Source organism: Bradyrhizobium sp. Kon37, from assembly GCF_055807535.1.
Window position 1 is genome coordinate 159,323 of record NZ_JBVVOY010000013.1, and the last position, 17,233, is coordinate 176,555.

The 17,233-nt window shown below is 64.7% G+C and carries 18 protein-coding genes; 12 read left to right on the forward strand and 6 right to left on the reverse strand.

Features of this window, described 5'->3' with window-relative positions; genetic code table 11:
* Window positions 1-11: 11 nt before the first annotated feature.
* Window positions 12-1,367: a TadE/TadG family type IV pilus assembly protein gene (locus tag AC0L3J_RS23360; protein ID WP_473348404.1), complete on the reverse strand. Its 1,356-nt coding sequence runs from the start codon at window positions 1,365-1,367 to the stop codon at window positions 12-14.
* 139 nt (window positions 1,368-1,506) lie between these two features.
* Between AC0L3J_RS23360 and mutT the strand changes: the two genes are divergently transcribed.
* Window positions 1,507-1,917: an 8-oxo-dGTP diphosphatase MutT gene (gene mutT, locus AC0L3J_RS23365; RefSeq protein WP_473348405.1), complete on the forward strand. Its 411-nt coding sequence runs from the start codon at window positions 1,507-1,509 to the stop codon at window positions 1,915-1,917.
* A gap of 114 nt (window positions 1,918-2,031) precedes the next feature.
* Here mutT and AC0L3J_RS23370 read toward each other — a convergent pair whose 3' ends face one another.
* Entirely contained in the window at window positions 2,032-2,901 is an 870-nt protein-coding gene (locus AC0L3J_RS23370) for a methyltransferase domain-containing protein (protein ID WP_473348406.1), read from the reverse strand.
* A 119-nt stretch (window positions 2,902-3,020) separates the two neighbouring features.
* On the opposite strand from AC0L3J_RS23370, the gene AC0L3J_RS23375 reads away from it, so the two are divergent.
* The 5 genes from AC0L3J_RS23375 to AC0L3J_RS23395 all read left to right on the forward strand — a co-directional run bounded on the left by AC0L3J_RS23375 (window position 3,021) and on the right by AC0L3J_RS23395 (window position 5,875).
* The gene (locus AC0L3J_RS23375) at window positions 3,021-3,335 is read left to right on the forward strand and encodes an NIPSNAP family protein (protein ID WP_473348407.1); all 315 of its coding nucleotides are present in this window, start codon (window positions 3,021-3,023) and stop codon (window positions 3,333-3,335) included.
* 65 nt (window positions 3,336-3,400) lie between these two features.
* A complete protein-coding gene (locus AC0L3J_RS23380) occupies window positions 3,401-4,195 on the forward strand; it encodes a ComF family protein (RefSeq protein WP_473348408.1) in 795 nt (264 codons plus the stop codon).
* 47 nt (window positions 4,196-4,242) lie between these two features.
* Window positions 4,243-4,518 (forward strand): glutaredoxin 3, encoded by a 276-nt coding sequence (grxC, locus tag AC0L3J_RS23385; protein ID WP_473348434.1) that lies wholly within the window; start codon window positions 4,243-4,245, stop codon window positions 4,516-4,518.
* The gene (locus AC0L3J_RS23390; RefSeq protein WP_473294373.1) at window positions 4,515-5,393 is read left to right on the forward strand and encodes a carbon-nitrogen hydrolase family protein; all 879 of its coding nucleotides are present in this window, start codon (window positions 4,515-4,517) and stop codon (window positions 5,391-5,393) included. Before grxC ends, AC0L3J_RS23390 begins: the two co-directional genes overlap by 4 nt.
* Window positions 5,390-5,875, forward strand: a complete 486-nt coding sequence (locus AC0L3J_RS23395; protein WP_247464461.1) for a DUF1178 family protein — start codon at window positions 5,390-5,392, stop codon at window positions 5,873-5,875. The genes AC0L3J_RS23390 and AC0L3J_RS23395 overlap by 4 nt, the downstream gene beginning before the upstream one ends.
* Here AC0L3J_RS23395 and AC0L3J_RS23400 read toward each other — a convergent pair.
* The 3 genes from AC0L3J_RS23400 to AC0L3J_RS23410 all read right to left on the reverse strand — a co-directional run bounded on the left by AC0L3J_RS23400 (window position 5,872) and on the right by AC0L3J_RS23410 (window position 8,296).
* Window positions 5,872-6,771 carry an EamA family transporter gene (locus tag AC0L3J_RS23400; protein ID WP_473294374.1) on the reverse strand — a complete coding sequence of 300 codons (900 nt, stop codon included), beginning with the start codon at window positions 6,769-6,771 and terminating at the stop codon, window positions 5,872-5,874. The two genes, AC0L3J_RS23395 and AC0L3J_RS23400, sit on opposite strands and share 4 nt — an antisense overlap.
* A gap of 268 nt (window positions 6,772-7,039) precedes the next feature.
* A complete protein-coding gene (gene ubiG / locus AC0L3J_RS23405) occupies window positions 7,040-7,813 on the reverse strand; it encodes a bifunctional 2-polyprenyl-6-hydroxyphenol methylase/3-demethylubiquinol 3-O-methyltransferase UbiG (RefSeq protein ID WP_473348409.1) in 774 nt (257 codons plus the stop codon).
* Window positions 7,814-7,828: 15 nt separating this feature from the next.
* A complete protein-coding gene (locus tag AC0L3J_RS23410; RefSeq protein WP_473348410.1) occupies window positions 7,829-8,296 on the reverse strand; it encodes a PH domain-containing protein in 468 nt (155 codons plus the stop codon).
* A 149-nt stretch (window positions 8,297-8,445) separates the two neighbouring features.
* Between AC0L3J_RS23410 and AC0L3J_RS23415 the strand changes: the two genes are divergently transcribed.
* The 5 genes from AC0L3J_RS23415 to AC0L3J_RS23435 all read left to right on the forward strand — a co-directional run bounded on the left by AC0L3J_RS23415 (window position 8,446) and on the right by AC0L3J_RS23435 (window position 15,531).
* On the forward strand, window positions 8,446-9,702 hold the full coding sequence (locus AC0L3J_RS23415) for an aspartate kinase (protein WP_473348411.1): 1,257 nt from the start codon (window positions 8,446-8,448) through the stop codon (window positions 9,700-9,702).
* A gap of 269 nt (window positions 9,703-9,971) precedes the next feature.
* On the forward strand, window positions 9,972-12,239 hold the full coding sequence (gene ptsP / locus AC0L3J_RS23420; protein ID WP_247432538.1) for a phosphoenolpyruvate--protein phosphotransferase: 2,268 nt from the start codon (window positions 9,972-9,974) through the stop codon (window positions 12,237-12,239).
* Between the two features lie 57 nt (window positions 12,240-12,296).
* Window positions 12,297-13,382 carry a peptide chain release factor 1 gene (gene prfA / locus AC0L3J_RS23425; RefSeq protein ID WP_473348412.1) on the forward strand — a complete coding sequence of 362 codons (1,086 nt, stop codon included), beginning with the start codon at window positions 12,297-12,299 and terminating at the stop codon, window positions 13,380-13,382.
* A gap of 7 nt (window positions 13,383-13,389) precedes the next feature.
* Entirely contained in the window at window positions 13,390-14,271 is an 882-nt protein-coding gene (gene prmC / locus AC0L3J_RS23430) for a peptide chain release factor N(5)-glutamine methyltransferase (RefSeq protein ID WP_473348413.1), read from the forward strand.
* A 462-nt stretch (window positions 14,272-14,733) separates the two neighbouring features.
* A complete protein-coding gene (locus AC0L3J_RS23435; RefSeq protein WP_473348414.1) occupies window positions 14,734-15,531 on the forward strand; it encodes a DUF4167 domain-containing protein in 798 nt (265 codons plus the stop codon).
* Between the two features lie 71 nt (window positions 15,532-15,602).
* Here AC0L3J_RS23435 and AC0L3J_RS23440 read toward each other — a convergent pair whose 3' ends face one another.
* Window positions 15,603-16,349, reverse strand: a complete 747-nt coding sequence (locus tag AC0L3J_RS23440; protein ID WP_027515124.1) for a class I SAM-dependent methyltransferase — start codon at window positions 16,347-16,349, stop codon at window positions 15,603-15,605.
* A gap of 109 nt (window positions 16,350-16,458) precedes the next feature.
* Here AC0L3J_RS23440 and gloB point away from each other — a divergent pair, with 109 nt between their 5' ends.
* The gene (gene gloB / locus AC0L3J_RS23445; RefSeq protein WP_473348415.1) at window positions 16,459-17,226 is read left to right on the forward strand and encodes a hydroxyacylglutathione hydrolase; all 768 of its coding nucleotides are present in this window, start codon (window positions 16,459-16,461) and stop codon (window positions 17,224-17,226) included.
* Window positions 17,227-17,233 lie beyond the last annotated feature (7 nt).

Genomic DNA, 17,233 nt, shown 5'->3' on the forward strand with positions numbered 1-17,233 from the left:
TTACGGCTGCCTTACCCCGCAATCCGCGCGTCGGCGACCGCCTTCTTGAACAGCGCGTTCATCGCGGCCGAAATGCCCTGGGTGGGGCTAACCTCGAAATAGAATCCCGGCGAAGCGCAGCTCTCCATGTTCTGCGCGATCTTGCTGTTCGGAGACGGCCCCCACGGCCCGGAATTAAAGGGCGATATCCATGTGTTGTACCAGCCGTCAGTAGGCGGTTGGTATGTCGTGTACAGCACCGCGATCTTGATGCCCCGGTTCTTGATGGTCGTGCAGAGCGCCGGATTGATCGGCGACTGACAGCGGTTCGATGACGCGAGAGGATACGAAGAAGACGAGACACTACACATCGTCGTGCCCGAGTTGGCTTCGTCAGCGACCCCATCGGATACAAAAAACAGATATTTCATCGGTGACGCGGACGTCCCTGCTCCAGGCGAGGCGATTGCGCTATTGATTGCGGGAAAAATAGTGGTGAGGGGAGTATCTTTGTCGATAGTATACACGTCATTCTGACCGGCCACCGCCATCAGGTCGATGTTTCCCGCCGCCGTCTTGGCGGAGGTCAGACTCGACGAGAGCGCGAACAGATTTCTCAATCCGATCGTCGCCGACGAAGCGCCGAAATCGTAGATCGCCATTCTGAACTGGTTCGCGTAGGTCTGCGTGCTCTGGGCCGTGTCCATCAAGTTGGCGCTCGCCTGGCGCACCACGTCAATTCGGGTCGTGATGCCATTTGCTTTGGCGATGTCGTAGTTGCTTGTGCCGGCCGCCTTGGTGGTGTCGTGACAGGCAAATGCACATCCACCCGTCTTCGCCTGCAAATTCGTGATGTCGGTCGGTGTCGCTGCGACACCCATCGACGGAGAATTGTCCAGCAGGAGATAGAAGTCGACATAGAGCGGCATATTGACCGTCGACGCCGACGTGCCGCTCATGGTCAGCGTGGTCTTGCCCATCAAGCCGAGAAACATGGTGTTGATGGAGGCGGTGAACGAGACGGTCGAGTTGATGGTCGAGCCGGTCTTGACGACGGTCTGGGTGACGCTGTTGAGCGTATAGCCGGTCAGGTTGGCGCGATTGGCATCGAAGATTTTCTGGGCGTCGGTGACGCCGACCGCGATCGAGCCGTCCGCGGTCATCGAGCCCGCGGCGGCAAACCCCGGCGAGGCTTTGGCGATGGCACCGACGCTGGCCGCGTCGGCCGCGCCCTGAAGTTTCGCCCGGACCTGCGTCGCGCGGGAGTAGTCGATCGCACTGCCGACGAACGTGATCAGGGGCACGCAGCAGATTGCGAAGATCACCGCCACATTGCCGCGCCGGTCGCGGAGGAACCGGCGGAAGATGGTACGACACTCAGCGCGCATGGATCTGGCCCGGATTGGTTTCGGCGTTTCCACTCTAGGAACCGTGGATTAAATATGACTTATGGAGACCTCGGAAACACGGGCCTTAACAGGGTTAACGAACCGTTGCGAATGACCTTCAGCGAGCGACATTCCAGGCATGGCTGATCTCAAACTGACGCTGGTGGTGGCCTGCGCGCTGGTCGACGCCGACAACCGCGTCCTGATCGCGCAGCGCCCCGAGGGCAAGACGCTGGCCGGCCTCTGGGAATTTCCCGGCGGCAAGTGTGAGCCCGGCGAGCGGCCGGAACAGAGCCTGATCCGCGAACTCCACGAGGAGCTCGGCATCACCGTCGCGGAGCCCTGCCTGGCGCCGCTGACATTCGCAAGCTACGGCTACGAGACCTTCCACCTCCTGATGCCGCTCTACATCTGCCGACGCTGGGAGGGACAGGTCGCGCCACGCGAAGGCCAAACCCTGGCCTGGGTCCGCGCCAACAAGCTGCGCGACTATCCCATGCCGCCCGCGGACATTCCGCTAATCCCGCATTTGATTGATCTGCTGATGTGAGCTCAGACCTCATCCTGAGGAGACCGCGCAGCGGTCGTCTCGAAGGATGGCTGCGGATGAGAGCCGGGCCTGCATGGTTCGAGACGGCGCTGACGCGCCTCCTCACCATGAGGATTACTCTTTCCCCGCCTTCTTCACCGCCTCCGCCAGGCTCGCCTTCGCTGAGCCGGGCTTGAGCGGCTGCTGCTGGCTCGCATGCGGGGCCCAGCCGGAGAGCCAGATGATATCGAATGTCGCACGGATGCGGCCGTCGGCATCGGCAAAGCGTTCCGCGTAAATTTCGGCCATCCGCAGCAGCGTCGATCGTCGGCTCGGCGTGCGCCGCCGCTCGATCAGCACATTGGCGGCGCCCATGCGCCTGATATCCTGCATCAGCGCGAACGCGTTGCCATAGCGCACCACGACGCGGTCGACATCGGTGACCGGCAGCGCAAATCCTGCTCGCTGCAACAGCGCACCAATGTCGCGCAGATCGGCAAACGGTGCGACGCGCGGCGACACGCCGCCCTCGCATTCGGCCTCGGCGGCGGCAAAAGCCTGGCGCAGCTCGGTCAGGCTGTCGCCGCCGATCATCGCCGCCAGCAGCAGCCCGTCCGGCCTCAGCGCGCGACGGATTTGCGCGAGCACACCCGGCAGATCGTTGACGAATTGCAGCGCCAGCGCCGAGACCACGAGATCGAGGCTTTCGGGCGCAAAAGGCAGCTTCTCCGCACCCGACGCATCGAGCTCGATGCGCTCGATCGAGGGCAGTCGCGCGTGCAGCACCGCGAGACCCTCGCCGGGCGTCCAGAGATCGGCCGCTGTGTGAAACTCCCGCATCACCGCGGCCAGCCGGTCGGACATGTCCTCGGCGACCCGATCCAGCAGGAAGCTCACGGCCCCTTGCGCCTGCGCGCGGCGCTGTCGCGCGTGCAGCAAAGTACGGTCGAACAAAGCGGGCGGGATTTGCGGGTCTTGAGCCATGCCGCTGGTTACGCCGATCATGCTGGTTCTGGCAATCCACTGCGCCTGGCGCTAGCCTTGCCTCGTGAGACCGACACCGGCCCCTCGTGTTCCAAACTAGCAATGCGCACCAGGTCCGGGGCGCGCCGGAGCATCAAACGATGATCACCTGTTACCTGCGATACGAGATCCCCCCGGACAAGCTCGCTGAATTCGAAGCTTATGGCAGGATGTGGCTGGAACTGGTGCCAAGATTCGGCGGCATCCACCACGGGTACTTCCTGCCGTCGGAAGGCGCGAGCGACCTCGCCCTCGCAATGTTCAGCTTCCCGAGCTTCGCGGCGTACGAACAATATCGGAAGGACAGCGCCGAAGATCCGGATGTCCAGAAAGCGATCGACTTCGCAAGGCAAACGCGTTGCTTCCGCCGTTATGAGCGATCCTTCTTCCGGCCCGTGCTGCCGAAAGAACCATAGGCCGGGCACGAACAAGAACAGCCCATTGGCTTGAGCGTGGCGCAGGACGGCGCTAACCTTGCCCAATGGACGCCGAGGCATCACCACGCTCCATTTCCAACCATCTGCGCGGCGCGATCGAGGCCTGCCGCGGGGTATTGGCGCATCTGCCACGGCTTGCGCTCGACATCGCGCTGCCGACGCTGTGCGTGTCCTGCCGCGAGCCGGTCGACGGGGAGGGCGTGTGCGCGGCGTGCTGGGCGCGGCTGTCGTTCATCGAACGGCCCTACTGCCCGCGGCTCGGCATTCCTTTTGTGTACGATCCCGGTCCCGACATGCTGTCGATGGAGGCGATCGCGAGCCCGCCGGCCTACCAGCGGGCGCGCGCCGCTGTGCGCTATGACGACGTCGCGCGCACCCTGGTGCATGCGCTGAAATACCAGGACCGCACGGATTTGGCGCCTGCGATGGGCCGTTGGATGGCGCGCGCGGGCGGCGAGCTGCTCGCCGAGGCCGACATGCTGGTGCCCGTTCCCCTGCACTGGCGAAGGGCCTGGCGCCGCCGTTACAACCAGTCCGGGGCGCTGGCGCGGATCATCGAGCGGCAGAGCGGGTTGAAAGCGAAGGCTGAGGTGCTGCGCCGGGTCCGCGCGACCGAGCAGCAGATCGGCCTGTCGCGGGCCCAGCGCGCCACCAATGTGCAGGGCGCATTCCAGGTATCCCCCGATCGTCAGGCGGAGGTCCAGGGTCGGCGCATTGTCCTCATCGACGACGTCCTGACGTCCGGGGCGACGCTGGATGCCTGTGCGCGGGCCCTGCTCCGGGCCAAAGCGGCGCAAGTGGACGTGCTGGTGTTTGCCCGGGTTGTCGAGACCCGGTGAAGTCCCATATAATTCAATGAATTCATGACATGAAAGCGCCAGGCAAGATGACCGCTGCTGTCGAGATCTACACGAGGCCGGGCTGCGGCTATTGTTCCGCCGCCAAGTCGCTGCTGACCCGCAAGAAGGCGACCTTCACGGAGTTCGATATCGCCAAGAACCCGTCCTGGCGCCAGGAGATGTACGATCGCGCAGGCGGGGGCTCGACCTTCCCGCAGATCTGGATCGGCGGAACCCATGTCGGCGGCTGCGACGAGCTCTACGCGCTCGATCGCGAAGGCAAGCTCGACGCCATGCTCGAAAGCGTCAAGGCGGAGTCATGAGCGACAACAGGACCTTCACGGCGGCGATGGTGCAGATGCGCACCGGCCTGATGCCCGAGCCGAGCCTCGCGCAGGCCACCAGGCTGATCCGCCAGGCTGCGGCCAACGGCGCCGACTACGTGCAGACGCCCGAAGTCAGCAACATGATGCAGCTCAACCGCAAGGCCCTGTTCGAGCACCTCCAGAGTCAGGACGACGACAACTCGCTGAGGGCGTACCGGGCGCTCGCGGCCGAACTGAAGATCCACATCCATGTCGGCTCGCTGGCGCTGCGCTTTTCCGAAGAGAAAGCGGTCAACCGCTCCTTCCTGATCGGGCCCGAGGGCAATGTGCTCGCGAGCTACGACAAGATCCACATGTTCGACATCGAGCTGCCGGACGGCGAGAGCTATCGCGAATCCGCCAATTACCAGCCGGGCGAGACGGCGGTGATCTCCGACCTGCCCTGGGGCCGCGTCGGCCTGACGATTTGTTATGACGTGCGCTTCCCCGCGCTCTACCGCGCGCTGGCCGAAAGCGGCGCATACTTCATCACGGTACCCTCGGCCTTCACCCGCAAGACCGGCGAGGCGCATTGGCATGTGCTGTTGCGTGCGCGCGCGATCGAGACCGGGTGCTTCATCTTCGCCGCGGCGCAGGCAGGCCTGCACGAGAACAAGCGCGAGACCTATGGCCATTCGCTGATCATCGATCCCTGGGGCGAGATTCTCGCCGAGGGCGATGTCGAGCCCGGCATCATCATGGCAAAAATCGACCCGGCCAAGGTCGAGACCGCGCGCCGCGCCATCCCCTCGCTCCAGCACGGCCGCCGCTTCGGCGTCGCCGACCCCAAGGCGGGGCCGGACCATCTGCACCTGGTGCGGGGATCGGCATGATCCGCTACGCGCTCCGCTGCGACCGGAGCCACGACTTCGAGAGTTGGTTCCAGAGCTCGGCCGCGTACGATTCTCAGGTGAAGCGCAAGCTCGTGACCTGTCCGATCTGCGGCTCGGCCAAGGTCGACAAGGCGATCATGGCGCCGCGCATCGTCGGCAAGAAGGGCCGCGGACGCGCCACGCCGCCGCCCGAGCCCACCGCCACGACGCCCGCGCCCGAGGCTGCGCAATCCGCACCGACCTCGCTGTTGATGGCGCAGGAGCGCGAGCTGCGTGCCAAGCTCAAGGAGCTGCGCGACCACATCGTGAAGAACGCCGACAATGTCGGTGAGCGATTCGCCACCGAAGCCCGCGCGATGCATTACGGCGACAAGGAGCATCGTCCGATCTACGGCGAGGCCTCGCCCGACGAGGCCAAGTCGCTGATCGACGAAGGCATCGAGGTGTCGCCGCTGCCGACGCTGCCGGAAGATCGGAATTAAACTCCCACCAGCACCGCCACGCCGATCACGATCAGCGCGATGCCAATAACCTCGCGCGGCGCGATCGGCTGCTTGAACGAATAATACGCCACGCCTTGCGCGAACAGCACCTCGATCAAAGCGAGGGTGCGGACATTGGCGGCGGCCGTCAGCGCGAACGCCAGGAACCAGAACTGCGAGGCGAACGCGCCCATGAAGCCGGCGAGCAGCGATGGCTTCCAAAGCCCCAGGATCGCCTGAAGCACCTTCGGCGCGCGCCAGAGCAGATAGATCGTCAGGATCAGCGTCTGCACGAACAGGCCGAGCACCAGCGTGAAGGACGCCGCCGTCACGAACGAGACATCAGGCACGTTGATGATGGCGCCGCGGAAACCGACCGCCGACAACGCGAACGCTGCCGCCGCGACGAGACCGGTGATGGTCGGCTTCAATTCGGCAAAACTCTTCTCGCCGCCGGGCCGCAGCGCGGTGATGACGACGCCGATTGTCGCGATCACGATCGCAAGCACCTTCAGCCATGTCAGATGATCGCCGAGGAAGACGAAGCCGAAGATGGCGGTCTGGATCGCCTCGGTTTTCAAATAGGCGGTCGTCACCACGAAGGAACGGTCGTTCATGGCGAGCAGCATCAGGCCGGTCGCGACGATCTGGCTGAGCGCGCCGAGCAGCAGCCACGGCCAGAACACGCCGGGCGGCATACCGAGATGATCACCGGTGGCGACCAGCACCACCGCCAGGAACAGCAGCGAGAACGGAAAGCCGAACAGGAAGCGGATATTGGTTGCGCCCCAGGTCCCCAGCGGCTTCGTCAGCGACCGCTGCATCGCGTTGCGCGCGACCTGGCCGAGCGCGGCAATGACGGTAAAGGGAATCCAGAGGCTGGCGATGGTGAACATGGGTGGGATGGCGGTGGGAGGAAGAGGACGTTGAGGTCAACGTGCCGCTCGCGCTCAAGCAGGTCAATCACGCCGATGTCATGGGTGCGATGCTTGCCTGACAAACTCGGTGTCGTCCTGGACAAGCGAAGCGCAGATCCAGGACCCATTACCCCAGGGAGCGGTTTGGCGAAGATTCGTGGTTATCAGCCCTCGCCTAACTAGACCCTGGGGGAATGGGTCCTGGCTTTCGCCAGGACGACGCCGAATGTTTGGAAGCGGCGCGGCCTCACACCATGCCTTCCGCCACCACCATGTAGTTCACGTCCATGTCCGACGAGAGGGTCCATCTGTCGGCGAAGGGTGAGTAGACGACGCCGGTCTGCTCGGTGATGACCAGGCGGTTGTCGAGCAGGTACTTCGTCAGCTCGTCGGGGGTGACGAACTTGTTCCACTCGTGGGTGCCGCGCGGCAGCCAGCGCAGGACGTATTCGGCGCCGACGATGGCGAGCGCAAAGCTCTTCCAGTTCCTGTTCAGCGTCGAGACCACCATCAACCCGTTCGGCTTCAGCATGGCGGCGCAGCGCTTCAAGAAAACGCCGACATCGACGACGTGCTCGACCACCTCCATCGCCAGCACGATGTCGAAGCGCTCGCGCGGGTCGATCTCCTCGACCGTGGTGCAGCGATAGTCGATCGCGAGATGCGCCTTGTCGGCATGCAGCTTCGCGGCCGCGATGTTGCTGACCGACGGATCGACGCCGATGACCTGCGCGCCCAGGCGCGACAGCGGTTCGCAGAGCAGGCCGGCGCCGCAGCCGATGTCGAGCACCCGCAGACCGCCGAGGCAGTTGAGGCTGCGCACATTACGCTCGAATTTGCGGCAGGCGGCATCGCGGATGTAGCCGAGCCGCAGCGGGTTGATCCGGTGCAGCGGCGCCATCTTGCCGTTGGGGTCCCACCACTCGGCCGAAAGTTTTGAGAATTTCGCGATCTCGGCGGCGTCGACGGTCGAGCCCGGCGGGGTGGTTGCGGTTGCGGAAGTATTTTGCTGCATGCTCATGGGTTGCGCGCGGTCCTACCGCGTGGTGATCGAACTGCGGAAGGCGAGCGGCGAAGCGATGGTCCGGATGGTTTCGCGACCTTCCCCCACGCCATTGATGGTGACGTCGCCATAGTTGAGAATACGTCCAAGAATGGTCTGATTCACATCGACGCTCTCGACCTTGTCCAGCGCCATCTCGAAGGTGCGGCGCTTGATGAAGCCGGTCTTGTGCACGACCCGCAAATTGGTGACGTCGGTCTCGGTGGTAAAGCGATGGAACCAGCCCTTCACGGTCCAGTACAGCGCCGCCAGAGCCACCAGGCCGGCCGCGCCGAGACAGAGCAGGACGAGCCCCTCGACAATGGTTTGCCGGGATAGGACGAACAGGACCAGCGCCACGATCCAGGCCAGGATCGCCGGAAAATAGAAGATCCAGTGCGCATTGGTCGAATACAGCACCCGCTCGCCCGGTTGCAGGATCTCGTCGATATAACGCGCCATGACCTCGATTAACCCATTGCCCGGATTGGTCCACGCAGGAACCCGCTTGCCCCCGGCCCCGCCCCTCTGTATACGCGCGGTCGGTATCGCAGGCACCCGTCCAGCGCGGGTCACCATACTTATCCTTATGAGGGAATGCACGCGTCGTCATGAGCCGCCTCGTGATGAAATTCGGCGGCACATCCGTCGCCAACATCGAACGTATCCGCAACGTCGCACGCCATGTGAAGCGTGAGGTCGACGCCGGCCATGAAGTGGCCGTGGTCGTCTCGGCGATGTCCGGTAAAACCAACGAGCTGGTGGCCTGGTGCACCGAGGCCTCGCCGATGCACGATGCGCGCGAATACGACGCCGTGGTCGCCTCGGGCGAACAGGTGACGTCCGGCCTGCTTGCCATCGTGCTTCAGGGCATGGGTATCCAGGCCCGTTCCTGGCAGGGCTGGCAAATCCCGATCACGACCAGCGACGCCCATGCTTCGGCCCGGATCGAGGGCATCGACGGCAGCGAGATCATCAGGCGCTTCAGGGAGCGCAAGGAAGTCGCCGTGATCGCCGGCTTCCAGGGCATCAACCCCGAGACCAACCGCATCACGACGCTTGGCCGCGGCGGCTCCGACACCTCGGCCGTGGCAATCGCCGCAGCCGTCAAGGCGGACCGCTGCGACATCTACACCGACGTCGACGGTGTCTACACAACAGATCCGCGGATCGTGCCGAAGGCCAAGAGGCTCGACAAGATCGCGTTCGAAGACATGCTGGAGCTAGCCTCCCAGGGCGCCAAGGTGCTCCAGGTCCGCTCGGTGGAACTCGGCATGGTCCACAACATGCCGATTTTCGTCCGATCGAGCTTCGACAAGCCCGAGGATATCGACCCGCATGCCAACCAGCCGCCCGGCACGCTGATCTGCAGCGAGGAGGAGATCATGGAAAGCCACGTCGTCACCGGCATCGCCTTTTCAAAGGACGAGGCCCAGATCTCGGTACGCCAGATCGAGGACAAGCCCGGCGTGGCGGCGTCGATCTTCGGCCCGCTCGCGGAGGCCAACATCAACGTCGACATGATCGTGCAGAACGTCTCCGAGGACGGCAAGACCACCGACCTCACCTTCACGGTTCCGGCCGCCGACTACACCAGGGCCAAGGAGACGATCACCGCGGCCAAGGGCCAGATCAATTATGCCCGGCTCGACACCGCGACCGACGTCGCCAAGATCTCGGTGATCGGCAGCGGCATGCGCAGCCATGCCGGCGTTGCCGCCCAGGCGTTCTCGGCCCTCGCAGGACGGAATATCAACATCCGGGCCATTACAACCTCCGAGATCAAATTCTCGGTGCTGATCGACACCGCCTATACCGAGCTTGCGGTGCGCACCCTGCATACGCTCTACGGTCTCGACCAAGCTTAGGCTAATTTTCTCTTAGCGGTCGCAGCAAACGCTGAGGTCTCCACACTTTCGCGTTTGGCAGGCGTTTTGCTTGGCAAAACAAGCCCCAATTCGCTATACGGCGAACAGGGTGGGCTGCCGGAAACTGTGCCCCAGTTGAGGCGGTGCTGATTCGGCCCAGGCAACCGCCGGGGCTGGCGCCGGACGAGCAAATTTGTTGTTTTTCTGGATTTCTGGGCGAGCCGCCGCGGGTCCTTTCGGCCCCGGCAGACGGAGGAGATTGACGGTTCATGCGGAGCGCGTCGGGAGGTCCCCGCGTCTTGTTGAGACGGCTCCGCGAAACCATGGCGGAGCAGGTCTCGGCCCAGGAGCGGCTCGACAAGATCGTGGTGCTGATCGCGGCCAACATGGTGGCCGAGGTGTGCTCGGTCTATGTGCTGCGCGTCGACAACACGCTCGAGCTCTATGCCACCGAAGGTCTCAACCGCGAGGCGGTGCATCACACCGTGCTGACCGCCCATGAGGGCTTGGTTGGCCTTGTCGCCAGCGAGGCGACCCCACTCAATCTGAACGACGCACAGAGCCACCCGGCGTTCTCGTTCCGCCCCGAGACTGGCGAAGAAATCTACCACTCCTTCCTTGGCGTGCCGGTCCTGCGCGCCGGCAACACGCTCGGCGTGCTGGTGGTGCAGAACCGCGCCAAGCGCAACTATGTCGAGGAGGAGCTCGAGGCGCTTCAGACCACCGCGATGGTGCTGGCGGAGCTGATCGCCTCCGGCGAGCTGTCCGCGCTGGCCCAGCCGGGCCATGAGCCCGCGGCACGTCATTCGGCGCAGAAGGTCGGCGCCATCCTGTCGGAAGGCATCGCGCTCGGCCATGTCGTGCTGCACGAGCCGCGCGTCGTCATCAAGGACTACATTGCCGAGGACCTGCCGAAGGAGATCAAGCGGCTCGACACCGCGCTCGCCAAGCTGCGCGCCGATCTCGACCGCATGCTGGAGCGCGGCGACGTCGCGGAAGGCGGCGAGCATCGCGAGGTGCTGGAAGCCTACCGCATGTTCGCCAACGACCAGGGCTGGTCGCACAAGCTGCACGAGGCGGTCGCCACCGGCCTCACGGCGGAAGCCGCCGTCGAGCGTGTGCAATCCGACACCCGCGCGCGCATGCTGCGCTCGACCGATCCCTATTTGCGTGACCGGCTGCATGATCTCGAGGATCTCGGCTATCGCCTGATGCGGCAGCTGGTCGGCCAGGATCACGCGCCGTCACGCGAACAATTGCCCGACAATGCCATCGTCATCGCGCGCGCGATGGGCCCGGCGGCGCTGCTCGACTACGACCGCAAGCGCCTGCGCGGCATCATATTGGAAGAAGGCACCGCCAATTCCCACGTCTCGATCGTGGCGCGCGCGCTCGGCATTCCCGCGGTCGGCGAAGTGCCGAACGCGCCTGGTATCGCCGATCCCGGCGACGCCGTCATCGTCGACGGTACCTCCGGCATGATCTATGTGCGCCCATCGCAGGAGGTCGAAGCAGCCTTCGCGGAGCGCGTGCGCTTCCGCGCCCGCCGCCAGGCGCAGTATCTGGCGTTGCGCGACCTGCCCTGCGTCACCAAAGACGGCCAGAAGGTCGAGCTGATGATCAATGCGGGTCTCGCGATCGACCTGCCGCATATCGAAGACACCGGCAGCGCCGGCATCGGCCTGTTCCGCACCGAGCTGCAATTCATGGTCGGCCAGAGCCTGCCGCGCACCAGCGACCAGCTCGCGCTCTATCGCACCGTGCTGGATGCCGCCGGCACCAAGCCCGTCACCTTCCGCACCCTCGACATCGGCGGCGACAAGGCGCTGCCTTACATGGAAGCGGTGATCGAGGAGAATCCCGCGCTCGGATGGCGCGCGATCCGGCTCGGGCTCGACCGTCCCGGCCTGTTGCGCGGCCAGATCCGCGCACTGCTGCGCGCCGGAGGCGGCCGCGCGCTGCGCATCATGTTCCCGATGATCTCGGAGGTCGCCGAATTCGATTCGGCGAAGGCGCTGGTCGAACGCGAGCTGACCTATCTGCGCCAGCACGGCCACACGCTGCCTGAAAGAATCGACATCGGCACCATGGTCGAGGTGCCGGCGCTACTCTATCAGCTCGACGAGCTCCTCAAGAAGGTCGACTTCATCTCGGTCGGCTCCAACGATCTGTTCCAGTTCCTGTTCGCGGTCGACCGCGGCAACGCAAAGGTCTCCGAGCGCTTCGACACCATGTCGGCGCCGATCCTGCGCGCGCTCCGCGACATCGCACGCAAGACGCAAGCCGCGAAGAAATCGCTGTCGCTCTGCGGCGAGATGGCATCGAAGCCGATCGGCGCCCTGGCCCTGATCGCGATGGGCTATCGCTCGCTGTCGCTCTCCGCCACCGCGCTCGGCCCGGTCAAGGCGATGGTGATCGATCTCGACGCCAAGAAGGCCGAAGCGATGCTCGGCCCGTTGCTGGACGCGCCCGCCGGCAGCGTCTCGATCCGGCAGAAGCTGACGGAATTTGCCGAGGCCGAAGGCCTGGCGTTGTAGCGGGCCTGTCGCCCCTTCCCGCCGCCTCGCCCTTTTCCGCATTTTGAGACTGAACCGATGTCGTCACTCCCTGAAGCCAAACTGGACGTCCTGCTCGCGCATCACGCCTCGCTGGAGGCCGAATCGCTCGGTCAGCTCGCTTCCGAACGCTATGTGCAGATCACACGTGAACTCGCCGAGCTCACGCCATTGATCGAAGCGGTCAAGACCTATCGATCGGCCGTCAAGGAGCTCGCCGACACCGAGGCACTGATCGCCGATCCCGCGACCGATGCGGAGATGCGCGCCATGGCGGAAGCCGAGCGCGACGAGCTGACGCCAAGGATCGAGGAGCTGGTCCAGAAGATCCGCGTCGCGCTGCTGCCGAAGGACGCGATGGACGATCGCAACGTGGTGCTGGAAATCCGCGCCGGCACCGGCGGCGACGAGGCGTCCCTGTTCGCCGGCGATTTGTTCCGGATGTACGAGCGCTTCGCGGCCCTGCAGGGCTGGAAGGTCGAGGTGATCTCGGCCAGCGAAGGCACCGTCGGCGGCTATAAGGAAATCATCGCGGAGGTGCAGGGCCGCGGCGCGTTCTCGAAGCTGAAGTTCGAATCCGGCGTGCACCGCGTGCAGCGCGTGCCGGACACCGAGACGCAGGGGCGCATCCACACATCCGCCGCCACCGTCGCCGTGATGCCCGAGGTCGAGGAGGTCGATGTCGAGATCAGGAACGATGATTTGCGTATCGAGACCATGCGCGCCGGAGGCGCCGGCGGCCAGCATGTCAACAAGACCGAATCGGCGATCCGCATCACCCACATCCCGACCGGCATCGTGGTGATGATGCAGGACAGCCGCTCGCAGCACAAGAATCGCGCTTCCGCCATGAACATCCTGCGTTCGCGCATCTACGACGCCGAGCAGCAACGCCTCGACGCGGCGCGCTCGGCCGAGCGCAAGGAGAAGGTCGGCTCCGGCGACCGCAGCGAGCGCATCCGCACCTATAATTTCCCGCAGGGACGCGTCACCGATCACCGCATCAATTTGACGCTCTACAAGCTGCCGCAGGTGATCGCGGGCGAAGCGCTGGGCGAACTGACCGACGCGCTGACCACCGAGCACCAGGCCGCACAGCTCGCCGCCCAGGGCGCGGCGGCGTGACCGGCGCGTGAGCAATCCCTTCACCGGATTATCCGTTGAGAGCGCGCGGCGCGCGCTGGCCGCGCAACTGAGATCGGCGCAGCTCGAAGAAGCTGAGCTCGACGCGCGTATCCTGCTCGGCGCGGCACTCGGGCTTGATCTCACAGGCCTCGTTGCGCAGGCCGCCCGCCTGCTCGCGGAAGCCGAGACGTCGCGGCTCGCGCAATATGCCGGGCGCCGCATCGCCGGCGAGCCGGTCGCCCGCATTCTCGGCACACGTGAATTCTGGGGCCTGCCGTTTCGTCTGTCGGAAGCGACGCTGGTGCCGCGCCCCGATACCGAGACCGTGGTCGAACGCGCGCTCGAACTCTTTCGCGAGCGGCGACACTCCCATCAGATACGCATCGCCGATATCGGTACTGGCTCCGGCGCCATCCTGCTCGCGCTGCTGCACGAAATTCCCGGCGCCTTCGGCGTCGGCACCGATCTCAGTCTGACCGCGCTCAACACCGCCAGAGACAACGCCGCGGCTCTGGGCCTCGCCGACCGCGCCAGCTTCGTCGCCTGCTCCTACGCAGCGGCGCTCCGGGGCCCATTCGACCTCGTCGTGTCGAACCCGCCCTACATCCCGTCGGCGGAAATTCCGAAACTGAGCATCGAGGTGCGCGAGCATGATCCGCATCTGGCGCTCGACGGCGGCAATGACGGTTACGACGCCTATCGCGCCCTGATCCCGCAGGCGGCTGAACGTCTCGCCCCCGGCGGGGCACTGATCGTCGAGGCCGGACAGGGCCAGGCCCGAAATATTGAAACCTTGATGACGGCTGCCGCGTTGGTGGTGGACAGGCCGCCCAAGGCCGATCTGGCGGGCATCCCGCGGGCGGTTTCGGCCCGGAAAATGCCCCCATAAAAGCCGGATTGGGCTGCAAAAAACCTCTTGGAATATCCCTTGGGAACGACTACCTTCCGATCAACACATCGGTGCCGGCCCCGTAGACTTACGGGCGAAAGCCGGGCTCTCGGGCGAGAGCTTACTGATAAAGGTTCCAAGCCGCAGGTCCTGTTGAGCGCGATGGCCATTTGAGCTGCGCTGCTTACCGACCGCAACGTGAACGAAAGCCTGATATTGCGCTTGAAGACTTACGCAACAAAGCAGGGCTTGTTTCGGCAGGCGATATGAATGGGTTCGCTGGCGATGGATGCTGGCGGTGGGGAACGCGTCTTTTGTTGAACGCGACGGTCGACGAACATCGGCAGGGATCAATCCGCTCTTGCGTGCGGTTGCGCGCAAGCGATGTGAACCGCTGTCATCAGGTCACTCTCGGCAATCAGTAATGCGTGCAACCTTTAGGGCTGGAATTAAAGGCAGGACATGAGAAACGGTCAGAACAAGCAGCGGATGCGCAACCGCAACAATAATAATAACAATAGCAACAATAATAATAACCGGCGCGGCCAGAACCCGATGACCCGGGTCTACGAGTCCAACGGACCCGACATCAAGATCCGCGGCACGGCTTCGCATATTGCTGAAAAATATCTCCAGCTCGCGCGCGACGCGCGCTCCTCCGGAGACCCCGTTGCGGCCGAGAACTACTACCAGCATGCCGAGCATTATTTTCGCCTGATCGCGACGGCTCAGGAACAGTTCCGGCAGAACCAGCAGCCACGCGGCGACGAGCCCATCAACAACAGCAGCGGCGACGACGGCGAGGACGACGGCGAGAATTTCTCGAATTTCGGCCAGGAGCCGGGTTTTGTCCCACAGCCGCCACCGCAGCCCTTCACGCGCGACCGCGACGGCCCGCGCGATCACCAGCCGCGTGATCATCAGCCCCGCGACAACCACTATCAGCGCGACAACCAGCAGCCGCGCGAGCATCGCGAACGCGACCATCGTCCGCAGCCGCAATATCAGCCCCAGCCGCAACCGCTGCCGCTGAACCAGCCCCAGCCCGTCGTCGCCGACGCCGTCAGCGTCGATCGTCTGCCCTCCTTCATCACCGGCCCGCAGCCGCAGGTGAGCGGTGGCGCGCCCGGCCAGGCCGGCTTCGAAGGTGCTGGTGGTGGCGAGCGCTTTCCACGGCGCCGCCGCCGGCCGAATGGCCCGCGTCCCGAGCGCGAAGCCGCTCCGGCCGCCTCGAGCGACGAAGTGGCCCCCGGCGAGTAAGCCTTTCGCCGGACATCCTGCGCCAGATACCCTGACCTGAATCGTCCCGGCCTGTCCGGGACGATTTGTTTTTAGCTGCGCGTCGCCGTCGTCGAGGACGGCACCAGCACCGGCTTCGCCAGCGAGGGAATCAGCCGCGCCCGCTCGCGCTTGGCGGGGATCGCGCGGTAGACCTGCTTGGTCGCCTCGACGATGTGCACGCCGGCAAAGGGCAGCGACAGCGCCGCGCCGGCCCGCTCCCACATCTGTGCGGATTTCAGCACCCAGCCGCCGGCATAGGGCGGCATGAACAGCGCCTCGCCCCAGGCGGTCGGGGTGAACCAGGTCTGGCGCAACAGGTCCGTGATCTGCGAGCGCGAGTAGGGCCGGCCGTGACCGAACGGCGTGCTGTCGGTGCGAGTCCAGACCCCGCGCCGGTTCGGGATCACCGCAATCACGCGACCGGACGGCGACAGCACGCGCCATGCCTCGCGCAGCAGCGCGGCCGGATCGTCCGACATTTCCAGTGCGTGGACCAGCAGGATGCGGTCGACCGCGGCGTCGGGAAGCGGCAGCGAGAACTCATCCACCAGCGAGGCGAGCGCCGGCCGTCCCGTCGGCCATTTCAGGACGCCCTGGGCCGACGGCATGAAGGCGATGCAGCGCTCCGCGTCCTCGCGGAACAACCCGAGATAGGGCGTGGGATAGCCGAAGCCGAGCACCCGCTGGCCATCGACGCGCGGCCAGCGCTCCCGAATGCCGCGATTGATCATTTGCCGCGCCACAATCCCGAGGCGACGGGAGTAGAACTCGCGGAGGTCGACGACATCAATGGTCATGATCGCAATGTAACATGCACGAGGTGGCCGCCGCGCGCGGAATATTGCATTGCCTGCGCAACGTTAACGCCATATTTGTCTGACGGAGCTGAGCGCGATCGGAGATGACATGGCCGCCGAAATTCGTACTTTCCCCTGTTTAAACGACAATTTCGGTTACCTGATCCACGATGTGGAAACCAGGGCGACGGCGTCGATCGACGCGCCGGAGGCCGGCCCCATCCTGAAGGCGCTCGAGCGCGAGGGCTGGCAGCTCACCGACATCCTGATCACCCATCATCATGGCGATCATGTCGGCGGGGTCGCCGAACTCAAGCAGAAATACAATTGCCGCGTCGTCGCGCCGCACGACAAGACCACTAAGATCGCAGACGTCGACCTGCGCGTCGCCAATGCCGAAATCGTCAAGGTCGGCAGCTTGCTGGGGCGCGTGCTGGAGACGCCCGGCCACACGCTCGACCACATCTCCTATGTGTTCGACACCGAGAAAGCGCTGTTCGCCGCCGACACGCTGTTCTCGATCGGCTGCGGCCGCGTGTTCGAGGGCACCTATCCGATGATGTGGGATTCGCTTCTGAAGCTGCGTGCCCTGCCCGACGACTTCAAGCTCTATTGCGGCCATGAATACACGGCGTCCAACGTCAAGTTCGCGCTGACCGTCGACCCCGACAACGTGGCGCTGCAGGCGCGCGCGGCGGAGGTGGCGAGGCTGCGGGCCGAGAACAAGCCGACCATTCCCTCGCTGCTTGGTGACGAGAAGCGGACAAACGTGTTCCTGCGCGCCGATGAACCGTCGATCGCAGCCAGGCTGCACATGAAGGGCGCGGATGCCACCGCGGTGTTCGGCGAGCTGCGCGAGCGCAAGAATAAATCTTGAAGAGCAA

What these genes read in the sequence shown, in the direction of transcription:
- AC0L3J_RS23435 (WP_473348414.1), top strand. Translation starts at nt 14,734, where the DNA reads ATGAGAAACGGTCAGAACAAGCAGCGGATGCGCAACCGCAACAATAAT.
- AC0L3J_RS23440 (WP_027515124.1), bottom strand. Translation starts at nt 16,349, where the DNA reads ATGACCATTGATGTCGTCGACCTCCGCGAGTTCTACTCCCGTCGCCTC.
- gloB (WP_473348415.1), top strand. Translation starts at nt 16,459, where the DNA reads ATGGCCGCCGAAATTCGTACTTTCCCCTGTTTAAACGACAATTTCGGT.
- AC0L3J_RS23410 (WP_473348410.1), bottom strand. Translation starts at nt 8,296, where the DNA reads ATGGCGCGTTATATCGACGAGATCCTGCAACCGGGCGAGCGGGTGCTG.
- AC0L3J_RS23395 (WP_247464461.1), top strand. Translation starts at nt 5,390, where the DNA reads ATGATCCGCTACGCGCTCCGCTGCGACCGGAGCCACGACTTCGAGAGT.
- AC0L3J_RS23360 (WP_473348404.1), bottom strand. Translation starts at nt 1,367, where the DNA reads ATGCGCGCTGAGTGTCGTACCATCTTCCGCCGGTTCCTCCGCGACCGG.
- grxC (WP_473348434.1), top strand. Translation starts at nt 4,243, where the DNA reads ATGACCGCTGCTGTCGAGATCTACACGAGGCCGGGCTGCGGCTATTGT.
- AC0L3J_RS23370 (WP_473348406.1), bottom strand. Translation starts at nt 2,901, where the DNA reads ATGATCGGCGTAACCAGCGGCATGGCTCAAGACCCGCAAATCCCGCCC.
- AC0L3J_RS23375 (WP_473348407.1), top strand. Translation starts at nt 3,021, where the DNA reads ATGATCACCTGTTACCTGCGATACGAGATCCCCCCGGACAAGCTCGCT.
- prfA (WP_473348412.1), top strand. Translation starts at nt 12,297, where the DNA reads ATGTCGTCACTCCCTGAAGCCAAACTGGACGTCCTGCTCGCGCATCAC.
- ubiG (WP_473348409.1), bottom strand. Translation starts at nt 7,813, where the DNA reads ATGAGCATGCAGCAAAATACTTCCGCAACCGCAACCACCCCGCCGGGC.
- AC0L3J_RS23415 (WP_473348411.1), top strand. Translation starts at nt 8,446, where the DNA reads ATGAGCCGCCTCGTGATGAAATTCGGCGGCACATCCGTCGCCAACATC.
- AC0L3J_RS23380 (WP_473348408.1), top strand. Translation starts at nt 3,401, where the DNA reads ATGGACGCCGAGGCATCACCACGCTCCATTTCCAACCATCTGCGCGGC.
- ptsP (WP_247432538.1), top strand. Translation starts at nt 9,972, where the DNA reads ATGCGGAGCGCGTCGGGAGGTCCCCGCGTCTTGTTGAGACGGCTCCGC.
- mutT (WP_473348405.1), top strand. Translation starts at nt 1,507, where the DNA reads ATGGCTGATCTCAAACTGACGCTGGTGGTGGCCTGCGCGCTGGTCGAC.
- AC0L3J_RS23390 (WP_473294373.1), top strand. Translation starts at nt 4,515, where the DNA reads ATGAGCGACAACAGGACCTTCACGGCGGCGATGGTGCAGATGCGCACC.
- AC0L3J_RS23400 (WP_473294374.1), bottom strand. Translation starts at nt 6,771, where the DNA reads ATGTTCACCATCGCCAGCCTCTGGATTCCCTTTACCGTCATTGCCGCG.